This is a genomic window from Planctobacterium marinum (genome assembly GCF_020687805.1).
GTDB classification, from domain to species: domain Bacteria; phylum Pseudomonadota; class Gammaproteobacteria; order Enterobacterales; family Alteromonadaceae; genus Planctobacterium; species Planctobacterium marinum.
The window spans coordinates 913,159-931,465 of sequence record NZ_JAJEWQ010000002.1 but is presented as its reverse complement, the minus strand read 5'-3'; the positions used below and the strand labels follow the sequence as shown (position 1 = coordinate 931,465).

General features: G+C 43.4%; 18 protein-coding genes and 1 tRNA gene. 2 read left to right on the top strand and 17 right to left on the bottom strand.

What is annotated here, in order from left to right; translation table 11 throughout:
- Window positions 1-58: 58 nt before the first annotated feature.
- Window positions 59-373: a helix-turn-helix domain-containing protein gene (locus LJ740_RS23440; RefSeq protein ID WP_377307168.1), complete on the bottom strand. Its 315-nt coding sequence runs from the start codon at window positions 371-373 to the stop codon at window positions 59-61.
- A 62-nt stretch (window positions 374-435) separates the two neighbouring features.
- On the opposite strand from LJ740_RS23440, the gene LJ740_RS09585 reads away from it, so the two are divergent.
- Window positions 436-1,272, top strand: a complete 837-nt coding sequence (locus LJ740_RS09585) for an 8-oxoguanine DNA glycosylase (RefSeq protein WP_229528843.1) — start codon at window positions 436-438, stop codon at window positions 1,270-1,272.
- Here the strand turns inward: LJ740_RS09585 and LJ740_RS09580 are convergent.
- From LJ740_RS09580 to pnp, 14 genes are all read right to left on the bottom strand, one after another.
- Window positions 1,216-1,893: a nitroreductase family protein gene (locus LJ740_RS09580; protein WP_229528842.1), complete on the bottom strand. Its 678-nt coding sequence runs from the start codon at window positions 1,891-1,893 to the stop codon at window positions 1,216-1,218. The two genes, LJ740_RS09585 and LJ740_RS09580, sit on opposite strands and share 57 nt — an antisense overlap.
- Entirely contained in the window at window positions 1,883-2,476 is a 594-nt protein-coding gene (locus LJ740_RS09575) for a 7-cyano-7-deazaguanine synthase (RefSeq protein WP_229528841.1), read from the bottom strand. The genes LJ740_RS09580 and LJ740_RS09575 overlap by 11 nt, the downstream gene beginning before the upstream one ends.
- Window positions 2,473-3,702: a PfkB family carbohydrate kinase gene (locus LJ740_RS09570; RefSeq protein ID WP_229528840.1), complete on the bottom strand. Its 1,230-nt coding sequence runs from the start codon at window positions 3,700-3,702 to the stop codon at window positions 2,473-2,475. Before LJ740_RS09570 ends, LJ740_RS09575 begins: the two co-directional genes overlap by 4 nt.
- Window positions 3,703-3,710: 8 nt before the next feature.
- Window positions 3,711-4,037 (bottom strand): hypothetical protein, encoded by a 327-nt coding sequence (locus tag LJ740_RS09565; protein WP_229528839.1) that lies wholly within the window; start codon window positions 4,035-4,037, stop codon window positions 3,711-3,713.
- Between the two features lie 97 nt (window positions 4,038-4,134).
- The gene (locus LJ740_RS09560; RefSeq protein ID WP_229528838.1) at window positions 4,135-5,112 is read right to left on the bottom strand and encodes a TniQ family protein; all 978 of its coding nucleotides are present in this window, start codon (window positions 5,110-5,112) and stop codon (window positions 4,135-4,137) included.
- Window positions 5,112-6,011 (bottom strand): TniB family NTP-binding protein, encoded by a 900-nt coding sequence (locus LJ740_RS09555; RefSeq protein ID WP_229528837.1) that lies wholly within the window; start codon window positions 6,009-6,011, stop codon window positions 5,112-5,114. Before LJ740_RS09555 ends, LJ740_RS09560 begins: the two co-directional genes overlap by 1 nt.
- Window positions 6,012-6,136: 125 nt before the next feature.
- Entirely contained in the window at window positions 6,137-7,873 is a 1,737-nt protein-coding gene (locus LJ740_RS09550; protein ID WP_229528836.1) for a Mu transposase C-terminal domain-containing protein, read from the bottom strand.
- Between the two features lies 1 nt (window position 7,874).
- Complete coding sequence (locus LJ740_RS09545) at window positions 7,875-8,522, bottom strand: heteromeric transposase endonuclease subunit TnsA (protein ID WP_229528835.1); 648 nt, start codon at window positions 8,520-8,522, stop codon at window positions 7,875-7,877.
- 12 nt (window positions 8,523-8,534) lie between these two features.
- On the bottom strand, window positions 8,535-9,737 hold the full coding sequence (locus LJ740_RS09540; protein ID WP_229528834.1) for an RES domain-containing protein: 1,203 nt from the start codon (window positions 9,735-9,737) through the stop codon (window positions 8,535-8,537).
- Between the two features lie 181 nt (window positions 9,738-9,918).
- The gene (locus LJ740_RS09535; protein ID WP_229528833.1) at window positions 9,919-10,377 is read right to left on the bottom strand and encodes an acyl-CoA thioesterase; all 459 of its coding nucleotides are present in this window, start codon (window positions 10,375-10,377) and stop codon (window positions 9,919-9,921) included.
- An 89-nt stretch (window positions 10,378-10,466) separates the two neighbouring features.
- Entirely contained in the window at window positions 10,467-11,876 is a 1,410-nt protein-coding gene (locus LJ740_RS09530; RefSeq protein ID WP_229528832.1) for an SEL1-like repeat protein, read from the bottom strand.
- A 62-nt stretch (window positions 11,877-11,938) separates the two neighbouring features.
- Window positions 11,939-12,862, bottom strand: a complete 924-nt coding sequence (gene nlpI / locus LJ740_RS09525; RefSeq protein WP_229528831.1) for a lipoprotein NlpI — start codon at window positions 12,860-12,862, stop codon at window positions 11,939-11,941.
- A gap of 13 nt (window positions 12,863-12,875) precedes the next feature.
- Entirely contained in the window at window positions 12,876-13,175 is a 300-nt protein-coding gene (locus LJ740_RS09520; protein ID WP_229528830.1) for a DUF1244 domain-containing protein, read from the bottom strand.
- Window positions 13,176-13,259: 84 nt separating this feature from the next.
- On the bottom strand, window positions 13,260-15,392 hold the full coding sequence (gene pnp, locus LJ740_RS09515; protein WP_229528829.1) for a polyribonucleotide nucleotidyltransferase: 2,133 nt from the start codon (window positions 15,390-15,392) through the stop codon (window positions 13,260-13,262).
- A 229-nt stretch (window positions 15,393-15,621) separates the two neighbouring features.
- Here pnp and LJ740_RS09510 point away from each other — a divergent pair, with 229 nt between their 5' ends.
- On the top strand, window positions 15,622-16,317 hold the full coding sequence (locus LJ740_RS09510) for an endonuclease (protein ID WP_229528828.1): 696 nt from the start codon (window positions 15,622-15,624) through the stop codon (window positions 16,315-16,317).
- 104 nt (window positions 16,318-16,421) lie between these two features.
- On the opposite strand, the gene LJ740_RS09505 is transcribed toward LJ740_RS09510, so the two are convergent.
- On the bottom strand, window positions 16,422-17,984 hold the full coding sequence (locus tag LJ740_RS09505) for a metallophosphoesterase (protein WP_229528827.1): 1,563 nt from the start codon (window positions 17,982-17,984) through the stop codon (window positions 16,422-16,424).
- 239 nt (window positions 17,985-18,223) lie between these two features.
- Window positions 18,224-18,307 (bottom strand) — tRNA-Ser (locus LJ740_RS09500).

The window sequence follows — 18,307 nt, the reverse complement described above, 5'->3', positions numbered from 1 at the left end:
TCGGGTAACTCTCGCTATCGAAAACAAACATGTCAGATTAGGTCAAGACCCACTCCATTTAAGTTATCTCGTTTAAAGCCTGAATAATTCTCTCCAATTTCTCGTACTTTTCTTTACTTCCCCTACAAAAGTTGTGAATGGTATTTTGTAGTGACCTGGGCAATTGCTTATTGTTCGAATTCCGATAAGTTTCGATATACTCACTCACCATTTTTGCATTTTTTGAAAGCCTGACACCTTTTCCATTTTTCCAATCGGATATTTGTGACTGAGACAGCCCAAGGTCCCTAGATATCTGGTTTTGGCTGATACCAGAGTTCAATAAAAAATCATTTAAATTTTCTGAAAATTGGGTAAAACTCAAAACTAACACTATCGATTTCAATCTGAATTATGCTATTATACAGATAATTTTCGATAACTTACAATATGACAATGGAACAAACTCAAAAAGCTTATATTCAGTCAGAATCAGGGGTAATGCCTTTAATAATTCCAGCTGAAAGTGATGAAGTATTGCCTGGTGTGGTCTGGGGAAATGTTGCCGGATTCCCAACCATCGCGTATTGGTTTTACAAAGTTAATGAAAGACGCTACAAAGACTCTCTAATTAATTACCAATTGGGTGAATCTCTATTGGAAGAAATAGGTGCGTGTCTGCTAGGGGGGCATGGTATTCCTGCTGAAAACGGTATAGCTGCATACGAGCATATGAAATCTAAAGGGTGTTTCACCGGGAAAGTTCATTCAGAGGAGCTAATTTATAGCTGGTTATCGGAACCGATAGCTAAGGGTAATAAAACATTTAAGTACAGATTTGCAAAGCAAAAATCTTGCTATCTTCACCATGCCATTAAAGCGCTATCAGAACAATCCCCCCCATTAGAGACAGGAATTGCATTAAGAGACTGGTTGGTAGACATAAAAGGTATTGGTTTGAAAACTGCTTCTTGGATAGCGCGAAATTGGCTTAGAGCAGACGACGTAGCGATATTGGACATACATATTTATCGTGCAGGTATCTTGGCAGGATTTTTCACTGAAGAGCTAACTGTTGAAAAGCACTACCTGAAGCTTGAAGAGATCTTTGTTACTCTGGCCTCCCAAATGAAAATAAAGACTTCAGAGCTAGATGCTGTCATGTGGTTTGAAATGCAGCAATACAAATCTATTCACAAACTACTGGAACAGAGAAAAAGCAGTTCTAAACCCCGCTCAAAGACGCCCACCTATTATGGAACTTCCGACCCCCAACAGATTGCGCTTGCCTGATAGCAACTTTACCTCTTCACAACCTAACAACCCTATTGTGCGATATGGGTAGCCGAGATACTCGGCTATCAAATTTTGAATAGAAACAATGCCTCCAGATTCCCTCAGCGCCAAAGTCTCTGCGTTGTCATACTTGGCTTCTAGTAAATCCAAATCACAGACATACCAAATCAAGCAGCCAAAGCATTGTTCCTGAATCACTTCAAAACACTTTTGTTTGAAAGAGCTGAGCTGCACTGCCGTCTTCCTCGGTATTAAATCCAAAGCATGAAATTGGGAATTATATAAATACCAATCATCGCTACCAAAATTAGACACAAACGCACTTATAGAATGTAAACTTCCCGCCGAGGGTACATTGCGCTTTTCGAGTGTCCCAAATTCATCAGCCCAAGTGAATTTAGTCCTTAGGGAGTAATAAAACAAATCAGACAGCGCTTCCAACTTAATGTCGCCAAACTTATCTGCGGATTTTCTTTTCTCAAGAACATCCAGAAAACACCTGGCAGAGCATTCAGGTTGAGACTTAAAGACTACCCTTCCTTGCTCACTGGAGAAAGACCATCGCTCAATCACTTTACGATTGGTCTTAATTGCCGGCTCTTCTAGTTTAGTCGACATAAATTCCGAGGGAGTGCATGGTGTCAAAGTACTTGTTACATCCGCGGCATTGACCACACGGCACGTTTGATTTGTGACACGAATGGCACCAAGCCAATAACTCAAAAGGAATTTCTGACTTTATTATCAATTCAACTGCAGAATAACTAATAGCGGGGGCACTTATCTTGATATTTCCTTCCTGTATGGACACCAAGGCGTCCAACTTTTCTATAAACTCCATTGAGCCATCGATATGGTATTGATCAGAACTGACAGAACCGATAATTGTCTCAGTACACCCTACGCTAACAGCCTTCATCACACACAGAGTAACTAATAATTGATTTCGATATGGCCACCAATCTGACTCGGGAGCCACATTCAACTTTTCTGAGTTGACCAGATCACCACTACCTAAGCTAGAGCAATCAATGTCAATTGGTACCAGAGGAATTTTAAGTGCTTTAGCAATTTCAGTTGCAGCTTTTCTTTCTGCTATTGCAGGACTCTGACCGTAATTAATATTAAATGCTATGTCTGGCTTTTCCATGTAGCACAAAGCTGCAGAATCTAGGCCACCTGATAGTAGTATTCCTTTCATTTGCTTATCCATGACAAAAGATAAATTGACGAAGCAAAATCATCTACAATGCAACAACCAGATCCTTCATACATTTTAAGGTCTTCTGATTTAGGGTTCTGAGAAAGTACAACGACTGGTTTATTTAGGCTTCTGGCATAACCGATTTCGAACAACGTTCCGGGATCATTTCCATCAAAAATGGCGTACATAACATCACAATCGTGAATTGCATCTATATCCTTTTGGACCACCTGTTCAGCGCTTCCTATTCCAACATCATGATATGGAGAGAAAACTTCCATACCAAATGATTCGATGAAGTACTTGGCCTCATTAACCATCCATAATTCAGCTAAAGTAAAAAATGGGCCTGCCAAATACACCGTTTTCTCACTTGCTGCTTCTCTCAACTCTATAAGTTGTTGTCCGTAGTCATCCAGATCTTTGTGATTACATAGAGTTTTGTGAGAGACATAGTACGCTGTAACTACACTTGCCTTTTGAGCTGCGACAATCGCTGTATCATTTTTTACGAGCCAGTAGTAAGCAAATCCTGCTACAAATGAGTCCCCCGAACCTATCGGAAATACGGTATCAGTTTTAAATGGATGAACCCACCCACGTGAATTTCCATCCAGAACAAATGCACCAAATCGACCACATTTTACAACGACAACACTGGCATTTTCAGTTGTTTTAAGCCATTTTGCCTTGTCTTCAACGCTTACAAACTCCTGAGGGCATTTTTTCGTCAATATATTCAATTCGTTTTCGTTAACGATATATATGACGGTCTGTGCTTTGCATCCTGCATCGGATAGTAAGACAGGACTGTAGGTGTTTTGCGGGTCATAAATGAGAGTCTTACAATTAACCATTGGAGTAGTTTCGATCATGCCAAATAAGACGCAATGGGCTTCTTTACCCACTGAAGGCGTAAACTTTTCTAATGACTTATTTGATTGGTTATTGTTTATTTTGGGTTCAGATAGCGGATGAAAATAGTCAAAACTAACCGTTGAGTCAGTGTATTCCAGTTCTAACGAGCAATTGCTGTTAAATGCGAATCCTTTTCTTAATCCAGTTTCATCTGATTCTGAAATCTTTGAGAAAAGTTTAACGTCAATATTTTCGTCTAATTGACTCAGACACAGAGCAGCCCTACCCGCGGAACCTAGTACTGCACTATGCGAAGGCCAGCCACATATTTCCTTATAAACTCCACCAACAACACTTATATCCATAATAAGACCTATACACTCTGCACATAGACTTTAACTGCGCCACCGTTTATGCTTCGCACCGTGGCAATATAATCAAAGCCGGCATCAATACAATCTGATATTCGGTCTGAAAAATCTACAAGTCCACCTACAGCACTTCCATCTTTCAACAGACTCACAACATTAATCCCATTTAAGTTTTTAATTCCAACCTTTAGAATATCGCCAATACTCAGCGCAACGACCATTGTCGGATTAGGGCTACTTATATGTGTTTCGAAAGCTAACGAACTACAGTCAACCGAACCGGCACCACCACCAGATCCAAAACCACTACCTGAACCACTACCTGACATACAAAATTATTCCTAGTGTCTTATTTATAAATGCAAATTCTACTTCACATTAAGAGAAATATAAAAAACATTTTTGAATATTCTTACTCTGGAAAATCTAATTACGTATCCATTCGAGCAAATTGGGGGCAAAAAGATCTCGAAACAAATAGTGCGTTAGCAGTGCTTTGTTGCTAATAGCAGTAATGACTTTCTTATTTGAATTCCCAACCAACCACCACGCCATTTGTAAAACGCAGTGCCGGTCTTCTATTCCCAAAGATTCGAAGAAATCGGGATAGTCAAAAGTACGAGGCTGGATTTTGGACTTAACAAGGATGTACTCAGTTAATTTGGCGCTATAACGTGGCGATGACAACAACTTGCAAATCTGGTGCAGAAGAATCAGTCGGTCGTAGTTCATTGAGCCACAATTTACAAAGTCTCGCTGAATTGCACCCAATACTCTGTTCCACATGTTGAACGAGGTTTGATTTACAACTTGAACAGGAAGCGCGGCAGCTCTTGTTAATGACTCTCCGCAAGCCCAACATTCATTCAGACCAGATATGTCAAATACATCAGGTTTACCCAATTCAATGCGGTGAAATGCGACAGGTGCACTACAGTGCCAACACTTATCGTGTAGCAATGTTTTATGTTTTGGACAAAACGTGAAAATGGCGAGCCGCCACGAAAGCCTAAAATAGGGTTCGTTATCTTCCTCCAGACAAAGTGGGCAATATTGCATGCCAAAACCCTTGTAAACTCGATGGTTCATTTTTAAAGGTAAAACCCACCTGAGCTGCCCGGATATTTTAATCGCTGGAAACAAACGTTTTTCATAGAGTTTAAGTGTTGTTTTATTAGCTACCTTTGAGTGTGTGCCAGTCTTTGCTGACATGGGTTCTAAGATCCAGTCTGGTGCCTGGCGGTCTATATCTCTATTCCATACTTGCTTTTGGTTACCAAAGACCCGAACACAGAATGTTTGAATTTTTAGTCCGTTAGCATGAGCAGTGCGCACTAGCCAGGATGACAGGCATTCGCCGGGCAAAGGGTGTGGGTGAGCTGGCCAGTATTCGCCAGATAACATCACAGAACGACGTTATCGAGTTGACGCTTCCTTCGTGATGGCAGTACCCAGTTGATTTCCTTGAGTACTTTGGGCGTTATCTGTTCAATGTTGTTTTTGATGGCATAAACAGCGGCTTGGTTGAGCAAGGTGGATAACTCACCGATATAACCTTCTGACATTGAGAACAGCGTTCTGGCAAGTTCATTCTGATGTAGCATAGAAGGTACTTTCAGGGGCAGTACCTTTTCAAAACTAACTAACAAACGCAAAAACTCTTCATTCAATTCCCATCTGGGTATACCAACAGGCTCAAAACGGTTGGCAAATTGAGGATCTGTCTGAATAGCCTGAAAAGCATCCTTGGTGCCGACACCAACAATGGAAATTTTTAGTTCGTTGCTCAGGTATTTTAAAACATTAAGAAATGCTCTTTGGCGATGAAGGCTACCTGCAAGGATGTGATGTACTTCATCAATTACCAGTATTTTCAGCCCAACATATCTGAGCAGTTTTAATACCTGAAATTGCTTTTTGTCTACTCGTTCACTGGGGCGATAAGGTGCAAACAGCAACTCCAATATACTGTTGTAAAAACGACCTTCATCAGGTACAGGTGGAGCCTGCACAAACAATACAGGCGCAATCACACCATCGCCTTCCGGATTGTCCTGTGCTGGATGCATATTGCAAAAGCGCTTTACCAGATGAGTTTTGCCGTTATTGGTATTTCCAACAATGAGCATATTAGGCATTCGTTCTTTTCTGGGGTATGCGAGTAAATCTTCCAGTTTGCCTAAAATCGTTTTTGATGTGGTGTACCCTATCCATCTGTCGGAAAGAATGCGTTCGACCCTGGCCGCTTCATCTAGCTCAACATACTTAGCGGCATTTGGACTCAGGTGCGGATATTTAGACACGTTTAATCTTCCATCTCATCGATATCAAAAGCTTCAAGGTCGATAACAGGAAGCGTATCAGGAAGCTTTAGCTCGTCCGGTGATTCGACTTTGGGCTTCTCAGCAATATTGTTTTGTTTTCGACGCTATACAGCACGTCTGGCTGATTTGGACTTTGAAATGGCCTCCTCTTCAATTTCTCTCATTCGGTCATACGCATCAAAAATGGCAGCTTCGTCAACAACACTGCGCCCTTCATCCTCGAGCCGCTTTTTAGCCTCCCGTAGCTCCCAAATACTAATAGCAGGATGAGAAGTATCTCGATAGGAGATCTCAAAATAACGGTGTAGCTCAGGATCATAAAACCATACCTGGCTAATATCTCGCGGATCACGCCGGAACATGAATTTGCGCTTCTTATTAGGGTCATCAGGATTTTTAGCATTTATCCAGCGACGCAAAACATCACTGTAGTAAAAGATTTCGTCAATTCTGACGCCATAGTCTTGTATTGTTCGCAGCTCGTATGGCATCAAATCCAATTTAAGCTTTTCTTCATCAGCTATCTTTGGTGGCAGACCAGAACCTGGTCTCTCCGAGTCACCGAATATTCCTTTTCGATATTTGGTCATTGGCGTCATCTTAATCATTGAATGTACTTTTTGGTGATAAACATCAACGATGTAAGTCGCTAACCATGATTCAAATTCAGACAAAGTTAATGCTGCTTTGCCTTCAGAGTCATATTCTCCCTTGTCCCGAGGGTTTGAAAATGTAGTACCGGGCAACATGTGTATTTCTTTTGAGAAGGTACCTAAAGCACGCTCTACATGAGCACCAAAATTAGGTCTCGCCACTGGACGCCATTCAAGGTCAATACCGTATTGGTCACAAGCCTTTTGCAGCATATTACCTCTGAACTCTTTAGCATTATCTACATGCACTTTTGCCGGTAATCCCCACAATGGCCAATCACCTTTGACTCCATGTTTAATCAACCAACTATCTTTTGGTAATATTGAGTGCGCAAGGCAGAGTCCGGTAGACAGCGCACCGGGAGGATCGAATGACACATAAAACCCCGTTACCATTCTGCTAAAAACATCAAAGGCCAAAGTTATCCAAGGACGTCCAACGGGCCTCCTGAAATGATCATCAACAAGAATGATATCAAGTTTAGTATGATCAATTTGAACGACTGCCAGTGGAATATCAGCTCCAGGAAATTCACCTTCAATGGGCTTAAAATCATTATCGGCTATTTTTCGTCCTAGTCTTCTGGCCGCAACAATCTCATCAGAAAGACTACTAATACGGTTGCGTACCGTGTTTTTATGCGGTGGTGTCACTCCTTGCTCGATACACTTTTTCTTAACTTCGTCGCAGACTTTCTTTTTGGTTTTCTTCTGCTTTGACAAATACTCTGCCTCAATCACTTCCTTAATGATCTCTTCCTGAGCAGCAGTTAACTTAGTAACCCCTTTGTCCTTTCTGATTTTAGGCATTAATGAAGTTAATAACTGGCTGTCCTCGTAGAGTTTAAGCCAGCCATACACTGTATTGGTGCTAACATCATTTGCCTCGGCTATTTCCGAGACCTCTGCCCGAGTGCGTGATAGCTTGCCAATTAATGGTTTGATGATTTCTAACCGCTTCTGCGCAGTCTGCCACGCTTTGTCATCGATCAGTTCTAGATCTTGCTTCGGTTTGTGAATCGCAATCGGCGCACTCAATTCACTTATTGCAGCGGTGACCGTTTCATTGTTTACTGGGTTTAGTAAGACGACCTGATTCAAGTCGACCACTAGCTTGATACGATAGTTTTTATTCTGGAAAACCACCTCAGAGCCGGGTGTGAGTTGCAATGATTTGGATGGCGTCATGTTAATTCACACTCCAAATTGGACTAGACATCGTAAGTTTTTGAGAGAGTTCGATTCCTATTTGCCTGGTACCAATGAGATACCAAAGCGTAGGTATTAGTGCAGCCCGGTTCCATTCGTCTTGAAATACCTTGGCAATTAATTGCTCTGGTGTGCTTCTTTTAACAATGCGCAGTGCATCACAAAGTAACTCCATGTGTTGCTCATCAGCCGGGCCTCTGCGCACAAAAGGCAGAAGGAATTTTGCAGTCTCCAGGTATGGCGTTCTGATTTCTTTCTCGGTCATCAGCTTAAAACGCCATCCTTGTTGATTTGAAAATTTAACAGCCTTCTTAAATTTTGGTTTAAATGTATCCCATTTTTCTTTCAGTTCACTGCGATACTTCACCTCAAACAAAACGGGCTTTTTGCTTTGAGCACGATAGAAAGCCAATACATCCGGCGTATAAGAACGTGCTCTCCCATCCGCACTAAGCCACTCCAGCTTTACTGGCTGCACTTCAAAAGAGTCCACCGAGTCATCAAACTCAAGGAGAGTGAGAAGGTCCCTTTCCAGTGTAGATTCAAACTGAGCCTTACCTTCAGCCTTGGTAACAGCAGCAATGCCGGTAACGTTACGGTAATTTTTGGGGATAGTGCGTACTGGCATTAGAAACTCTGATTAATTTTTGTATTCATAGAGTGATACATCTATTAACTCAAATATCGACTGTAATTCTTTATTGTCAGACTTAAAGATCGCTATATTAGTACCTGTACTTGATTTGGCACTAGGATAAACAATTCCATCTATCCTGCTATTTTCATTATCCAAAAAGACATGTCTAAAGTATTCAGACACAACTTGTGTTGGAACGTATTCTGTATGCTCTCTTTTATCCTTTGCTACAGGTTTTGTTATGTCATTTACAAATCCTTCTAAGAACATCAGATCATGCCTTTTTTCAGCATTATTCACATCAAAAATACTTGGAATATCGGGTCTACTGGTGAGGTCTATAACCTTAATTGGTGCACTATTAGTGAAGGTCGCCATACAATAGTGAGTTGACGTAGATAGGGTTTCGGCAATTGCAGTTTCCTGCTCAAACCCAAGGTAAAAATATGGAATACCTGACGGATTCATTCTCCCTGCCCCAGTGTTGTCTATCGGAGGGACTCCAACTTGATCAAAGTCTGTATATAGTTCTTTATCTTGAGAAACCCGCACTCTATAAAAGCTTGTACCGGGGTCGACAGTAGTAATCATTTGATTTGATAAGCACAACTTGCCTAGAACACTCATCATTTGATTTACAGGCAAAAAATCTGACCTCATTGCTTCATATTCGTCATCTTCATGACTCTGGAAAAAATATCTGGTATGAAACAAGACTTGCAGCTTAAACCTCTCCCAACCATAGCTAAGAGCGCTTGCTTTATCCATTGAGGACCAATCTCCATCGGCATGCTCAGTCCAATAAACAAAAGGGCTCAAAGCATTAATTACATCTTCGAGAAAATTAACACTCCACCCAGGATCTACGTATCCAACTACATCCGGAGAGTAAATTTCAGGGGTTATCCAAGCCCCTTCGGCCCACGGTACATTAATGTCTTGGGCATCGGCATACTTAGTCTGAATAGCCTCGTAAACAACATCCATGACAGTTTCAAACTTAGCCGCAATTACCATTCCGTCATTTCTTCCGCAATAATCACAAATTGGTGAAACTGCGTTATTTAAAACAAGAGCCCCTAAATACTCATCCACGACACAGTTGCTACAAACATGAGTGTTTTTTGATTCGAAGTGTTCGGACTCTCCCTGTGAAATAGCTAAATCTGACCAATACCCCATATTAAATCCCTGTTGCGAATCCATTTTGATTCTCAACTCTTTTAAAAGAGCAGAAAAACACAAATGTAGTACAGAATAAAAATGTATTTAGTAGTTAAGAAATCAGCATAGTGGATTCAGTACAAAAGAACAATGTACTTATTGAATAGATATTGAACGAATCAGTACAAAAAAGCGATGTAATTCACAGAAGTTAAATAAGCTCTCATAACTCTGCCTGTAACCTCTGAGAAAAATCCTTAGCATGAATGGCAAACTGCTCCAGCAGTTTGTCTTCTTCGGTTTCCGGTACCCAACGATCCACTTCCACCGTGCTCCCCTGCTCATCAATAGCCACAAACGAAATAATACAGGTACAGGTTTCCTGTAATTCCAGCTCTTTGGGATCGCCGGCATTCACCGTGATAAAAATATGCATACTGGTTTTACCGGTATGTACAATTTTGGCATTCAGCACCACTTTTTGTCCCACCAGGATAGGCTTTTTAAATCGAATTCCTCCCACTGACACCGTGACACAGTAGCAACCACTCCATTGCGAAGCGCAGGCATAGCCAGCCTGATCCAGCCACTTCATTACCATTCCACCGTGTACTTTTCCACCGTAATTGACGTCGGTAGGCTCAGCCAGAAATCTAAAATCAATTTCGCGTTTATGTTGCATGTCCCAAACCTTATTTAACCTTGCTCACGTTTGTTATTCAGTATTAGTGAGAAGTATAAATTTAGCCAGGTATTGGTGATTTGATGCGTTTAATGCCATTCGTTGTAACGCCGCCACCACTTTTGGGCAGCAGGAACATTTCCCACTTGCTCCAGTGACTGGGCGATATCAAGAGCCGCTGTACGCAGATGTTGCCGGGATTGCAGTCGTTCAAGCCAGATAGCTTTGTATACTTCGGGAATGTAGCCGGTATCGTGGAACTCTAAAAAGGTTAATTTCGCAGAGAATTTATAGGCCTGCGCGCTGTGATTCTTACAGGTATTCGCTTTTGAAAGCACCAGGTCTTGTGATAACCCTTGCCAATATTCCAGGGAAACATCCTCCAGAGTTTGCGATTCAGGGACCACGATGAGATTAGGGAACTGCTGTGCACCATCACAATAATAATGCGCAAACTGCTCACTTAACGGATATTCATCTACAAACCCCACAAAGTGCGCCAGTTCATGCACAAATACCGAGTATTTGTCAGCCAAATCGAGATACATCACGCCATTGACGACATTAGCCTTTCCTTGTTTGGCAAAGATAGTCAGGTGGGTGAAGTTGTCAGGCGTTAATACTTTATCCAGAAAATGCAACGGGCACTCAATACGGTAGTTGTTAACTGAGCGGCTGCGGCAATTAAATTCGGCATCCTCAATCCAGACCGGGGGATTTAAACAAATCGGTAATGGCGCTAATTGCGCATCCTGAAGGAATGTTTGGTAGAACTGGTGTGCCTGTTTAATCGAATCCAGTGAGGTAGCAACAAACTGTAACTGCATAGTGCATTGTTGAGGCTCAACGGCCAGAACCTGAGTTTTTGCGGATTTATTCCAGTAGCGCGCGATAAGATGGAGATAAGCTTCCGCCTCCGACGAACCCATTTTCGCAGCTTTATCCAGCCAGTTCCGCGCTTCCTGTCGATTGCGATTCCGCCAAAAATGTAGTGCCAGCGTGGTGGCTTCTTTGGCATCCTGCTGTGCCACTTTCTTTAACCAGGGTAGTGCACTGCTATAATCTTCATGAAACCAGTGCCACTGATATAAAGCCCGCTGCGCCGGAAAGTAATCCAGTTGCGCGGCTGCGTTGAGAAAATGAACTTTAGACTCAGGCGTGTTGTCATGTATGCCCAACTCAAACAATGCCGGGGCGTAGTCATGTTCTCCGGCCGCCATCAGGTGCATTCTTTTTTCTGACGGGCTCTCAGTGTTCATTGCCAGATAAAACCGCGCTTCCGGTATCTCGTTCTGCGCCAGTACCTTTACCCAGTGTTGGCTGCTGCTTTGTTCAGCTATTGCTAACAAATTATACGCAGCGCTTTGCTCGCCCAGTTTGAAAGCCGCATAATAGTTAACTTCGGGTTCAATACCCTGTTCAGCCCATGCCAAAAGCCGGGGCACGTAACTGCAACCGGAACCAAGCAATTGCCCGCTTAACAGGATAAGAACAAGCAAATAAACTTTTGCTTTAAGAAAAAGAAGCAGCTTTGTAAAAATAACTCACGCCCGTTTTGAAATTAATTGAAATTCTGTTCGCGCAACAGATTTAACTCCAGGCGCGCATACCGGTGTTCAACATACTGATAAACATTGGTGCTGAGCGTTAGTTTGAAATAATTAGACGCCTTACCAAACTTGTCATTGGCAGAATGGTATTTGCCCAGATAAAAATAAGCTTCACAGAGTCTGTCCGTCAATTGCTCCTGAGAAGTCACCCCGTTCACCAGCACCGCTAACAGTTGATTTTCGGTAATCTTACCCAGATAAAAATCCACAATTTGAGTCGCCCAATTTTCATCACTGAGTTGCTCTCTCGCAAGCTGTAGCGTTTGCCCCGCTTTTTCTTTGTCTATTTCACGTTCAATGATGTAGTGCCACAAAGCACGATAAGGATCATGCCTGTCTTTCTGGTAAAACAGTGCCAGATCCTGTACCGCCAGTTCAGGACGTCCGCCGTAATACAAGGCAATGCCCCGGTTGAGCAAGGCAAAATCGTGGTCTGGTTGAATTTCCAGGGTGGAATCAAAGGCGTCATAAGCCTGGATGAAATCACCATTTTGCGTATGGTGAATACCAATGAAATTATGCGCTTCAGCCATATCGGGTTTGAATTTCAGGGCGCTGTCAAAGTCGTATTGCGCTAAGCCTCTTAAACCGACGCTGTCATAGAGTGTGCCGCGTTGATAGAGTAATTCGGCGCGTTGTTCGTCGCTGATTTGCTCCACTTCGGTTAAGACCTGATTCAATCTGGCCAGCGCCATTTGGCTTCTGAAGCTGGCCGGGGCAGGCTCAGCTAACAGCAAGTTCCCCATTTGTCTGGGAGAGTCGTCCGTATCAACGACGGCGGTATTGACGGCACAACCAGATAAACTGAATAAAGCGACTAACAGGCCGCCTGGTAATGACAATCTGGATTTTAAAGTTTGCGCGATTCTTTTCATTATGTCCGGATACTTAGGATTTCTTTGATTGTTTAGCCTCGTAGGCCGCTAACTGCTCTGGTGTCGCGGGTAATTGGTGTTTATCCTTCCACTCAGAGTATGGCATGCCATAAACTATTTCTCTGGCCTGTTCATAATCTAACGCTATTCCCTCTTCAGCGGAGGCTTTAACATACCATTTTGACAAGCAATTTCGACAAAAATCAGCCAGAATCATTAAATCAATATTCTGTACTTCTTTATGATTATCTAAATGCGCCAGGAGTTGGCGGAACACTTTGGCTTCGATTTTGTCTTGAGAGGATTTATCCATATTTTTTCATATCCTGGAAGCATTAATATGTAACTAAAAATGGGAGCATAAGCTCCCATTTCAAGTAGTCATTGGCTGAATTAATTATTCAGCACTGTTGCCCTCTTCCGCTGGCTTCTCTTCAGCAGGTTGTGGCTTTTCCAGCAACTCTTTGATGCTAAGGCGTACACGGTTCTGACGGTCAATTTCCATAACCTTGACATCAACCATCTGGCCTTCTTTCAGGTAATCAGCAACCTTGTTAACGCGCTCGTGAGCGATTTGCGAAATGTGAACCAGGCCTTCTTTGCCAGGTAAAACTTCAACAAATGCACCGAAATCAACGATACGAGTTACTTTACCGTTGTAAACCTTACCCACTTCGATATCAGCCGTGATAGCTTCAATGTGCGCAATGGCTTTTTCAGCTTTGGCAAGTTCAGTCGCGAAAATCTTAATTGTGCCATCATCTTCAATCTCGATGTTACACTCAGACTCTTCAGTGATTTGGCGAATGGTAGCACCACCCTTACCAATCACGTCGCGGATCTTGTCTTGCTCAATCTTCATGGTGTAGATACGCGGTGCAAACTCAGACAGGTCTGTTCTGTGACCACCGATAGCCTGGTCCATTACACCCAGAATGTGCAATCTTGCTTCTTTCGCTTGCTTAAGCGCGATCTGCATGATTTCTTTGGTGATACCTTCGATTTTGATATCCATCTGCAGTGCAGTGATACCCGCAGCTGTACCCGCTACTTTAAAGTCCATATCACCAAGGTGATCTTCATCACCCAGGATATCTGACAGAACCACAAAGTTTTCATCACCTTTAACCAGTCCCATTGCGATACCCGCAACAGACGCTTTAATAGGTACACCTGCATCCATCAATGCCAGCGAAGTACCACAGACAGACGCCATAGACGAAGAACCGTTTGATTCTGTGATCTCAGAAACCACACGTACCACATACGGGAATTCTTCGGCACTTGGCATAACAGCCTGAATACCGCGTTTTGCCAAACGACCATGACCAATTTCACGACGCTTAGGCGAACCCACCATGCCGGTTTCACCAACACAGTAAGGAGGGAAATTGTAATGCAACATGAAGCGGCTGTTAGAAACACCACTCAGTTCATCAATCATCTGTGCATCGCGTTCAGTACCCAGAGTGGCGGCAACAATTGCCTGCGTTTCACCACGGGTAAACAATGCCGAACCGTGAGTTCGAGGCAGAATACCAGTAGATACGTCAAGGGCACGAATCATTTGTGGATCACGACCATCGATACGTGGCTCACCCGCCAGAATGCGTGAACGCACTACGTCACTTTCCAGTTCGTGTAACAGTTCACGAACTTCTTTTTCGTCCAGCTCCGCATCAGCTTCAAGCAACGCCGCAGTGGCCTTTGCAGTGGTTGCATCAACCGCTGCCTTACGCTCAAGCTTGTCAGAAATCTGATAAGCCGCAGCCATTTCAGCTTCTGCAGCTGCTTTGATCTTGTCTTTTAACTCGGTATTTTCAACCGGTGGCTGCCAATCCCATGCAGGAGTATTCACTTCAGCAGCGAACTCGTTCACGGCATTCACAACGGCCTGCATTTCCTGGTGACCGTACATAACCGCACCAAGCATCACTTCTTCAGACAGCACAGCCGCTTCAGATTCAACCATCAGTACCGCATTAGACGTACCGGCTACTACCAGGTCTAACTGGCTGTTTTCTTGCTCAGAAGCCAAGGTATTCAGAACATATTGGTTATCCTGATAACCAACACGCGCAGCACCAATTGGGCCATTAAACGGGATACCTGAAATCGCAAGTGCGGCGGAAGTACCGATCATTGATATGATATCAGTGGGAATTTCTGGATTAGCAGAAACAACCGTAATAATTACCTGAACATCGTTTTTAAAACCTTCCGGGAACAAAGGTCTGATTGGGCGGTCGATCAACCGCGCAATAAGTGTTTCGTTTTCAGAGGGTCTGCCCTCTCTTTTGAAGAAACCGCCGGGGATCTTACCTGCCGCGTAGGCTTTTTCCTGGTAATTAACGGTTAAAGGGAAGAAATCCTGGTCAGCTTTCGCTTCTTTTTTACCAACAACAGTCACTAAAACTGCTGTGTCGTCCATGCTTGCCATTACGGCTGCTGTGGCCTGGCGAGCAATAACACCAGTTTCCAGCGTTACTGTATGTTTTCCATATTGGAATGTCTTTGTAATAGGAGTCACAATGTATCCTTTAATATCTTACTTTTACTTTCATTTTGCGGCGCACAGTATAGCTAGTGTTGTGCATTAAAAACAGTCAAAAAGACCAGTTTAGTGCATTTTTATTGCGCTGACAGAGTCACGGATTTGTAACAATTCCACTAGTTAGCAAACAAACTGTCCAAATTGGCAGGTGAACCGGTATCTATAGCCTTTGGCGAAAGTTCATATCCGGACACAAAAATTTTACATGGCCGCGCTGCACAACTTAAACTACAAACAAATCAGACATTCAGTACTCAATAATTCAATGCTAAAACCATTGGTTTTTATTTGCCTTACTTCAATCCCTGCGGTGGTGGCCGCTAATACGACGCCATTTCAGCACGTCAAAAACGCTGTTTTCTGGCAACAATTGTATACGGAAAAACATCACACCCTTTATTGCGCAATGTCCAACAACACTTCGCAAGATGTAACGGTTGGCCATGTATATCCCATGGCCTGGATGGCCAATGCCATGAATTGCCCATCGGAAAATCAATGTGAATATGCCCGATATAAGGAAGCCAGTGCCGACCTGCATAACTTGTGGCCGGTTGCGGAAAAATCATTGCAGCTCAGACAGCATTATTTGTTTATTGAAAGTGATAAAAACAGCGGCGAAGCCAGTTACTGTAATTTCACGATTTTTGATAAGGGGATAGAGCCCAGAGAGTTCGCGAAAGGCGAAATTGCCCGCTCTATACTTTACCTTATCTGGCAATACCAATTACCGGATTACGGACAGTTACCGCTGATGCTGAAGTGGCACAAAAGATACCGTCCAAACGCCGAAGAAACCTGGCGCAATGAACGCATCATGGCAATACAGGGCAAAGAAAACCCGTTTATTACTAATCCCGGCTTTGCTGATGAGGTATTTTCTGCTGTTACGGACCAGTAAAACCGAAATTTTTTGCAGGAGCAAAAAACGACATTGAGTCGAGAGTGTGCTGCTCTTTGCGTCACAATTTTGCAGCAAAAATCAGCACGCTCCACCATTTTGACTTAGGGTTTGGCCTCTACTGAAACGCCTTTACCTAATTCGCAGACACCTGAAACAAGGTTTTGTTGACTGTTACAGGTAGCGATCACCGCGGGTATATCAGGATTAATCAACTGACTCTGCCAGGAACCATCAGCAGCCACAGACACGGACATGTAACCAAAAGACTGATAGTCCTCACCATTTAGTGTCAGGCTATCTGAGGTGCTGAGTACCAGCGCTTTTTCACCATCTACCTCAGTAGTATTTGCGCCATAAGGTGCCCCGGAAGACAGGCTCACACCACTGGATCCCACTACAATATTAGGAGGTCTTTTACTACCGGGAAAACTCACACTTTCAAAGCGATGCATATGACCTGTGAAAATCAACTGCACCGCCGAAGGCAACGTTTTAGACTTCTGTTGTTTTATGGCGGCTTGCATCATCTGGTTCACGCAACTGAATTCGCCTTTGCTGGTACAGGAAACTGCTTGTGAGGATGGGCCCTCAACACCGTATATCGGGCGATGGGTCATCAGCCAGGCGGGGTTTCCCCCAACTTCATTCTCCAAATCACTAAACACTTTCTTATACTTTTGTGTAAACGGCGATTGATTGGAATTGTCGCAGGCATTGGCAGAGTCAATTACGGCAATATCCAGATGCTCAAAACTCACCACAAAATTTGGAATTTGCACTGTATTGTGTTCAGCGTCTTTACTGGCATCAGGAATAGGGCAACTGAGTTGTTTGCTGCCTGTCAGGCGGGTATTGTGATCTAAAAAGTAAAAATACCCCGGCCCTGCCCGACTGCACAATTCGTGATTACCACGCGCCACAATCCAGGGGGCGCTGGCCATCAGGTTGTTAGCCGGCAGAAATAAATCATCCAACCAGTTTTCCCAGATATCCGGTCGATTAGAATTGCTCGCAGACTGACTCAGGAAACTTTGACCCGGCACCTGACCACAGTGCTGTCCCAACGATTCACCATCGCCGGCATCATAGGTATATTCCTCTGATTGCTGCCACTTGCCGTCCTGATACCCTGAGAAGGCAGTTTTTCCAGACGTGCCGCGATAATTAAAATCTCCCATATGCAAGACTAAATCTGCTTTTTCAGAGGCGCCTGCATCGGCCAAGGTTTTGAAAGGTTCCGCAGCAGTACCAGTGGCGCAATGGCTGCACCCGGTATCACCGTAAACCAGAATATTTTCCGGATTTGATTTGGCCATGGGCAATACCACAGCCCCAGAGGCAAAGTTAATTTGATAGCTTTTATCAAACTCAATTAGCGCTTCGCACACTAATACACTGAAATGATTAGGATTGTCCCTGGAGATCATGGTAATAGCTGAGCCACTTCCTACCTCTGAAACAGTTGGACAGGTTTCATTGATATTGATAACGGTGCGGGCAATGGCAATATTATCGCCAGCAGGTGCTTCCCCTAAAATCACATAACTGCCGTAACTAGTGTCGGATGCAGTGGCATGGGCAGATACCAGCACGCCAAAAAGCATGACGACGACCCCAAAAGTAAAGCTGAATTTAACCTTTTTTCCTATAGCGTTGTTTCGCATTGTGTTCCCTTAACCTTGTGTTTCAAAAAGGTATAGCAGGAAAACTGCCGAAGAGCGAAAAAATTTACCGCATTGGCTACTGCGTGTTGAATGAGTAAACCTGAAAAAAGTTGTCGTTTTCAACTGAGAGATATTATTGAAGGGGCTGCTGCTGTTGACGGATTGTCTTATTGTGCATATCACATAGTTTCTCACCGCCATATACGAAAAAACCCGCTTGATGCGGGTTTATTCGTATATGGCGGTGAGAGAGGGATTCGAACCCTCGTTAGGGGTTAACCTAAACACACTTTCCAGGCGTGCGCCTTCAGCCAGCTCAGCCA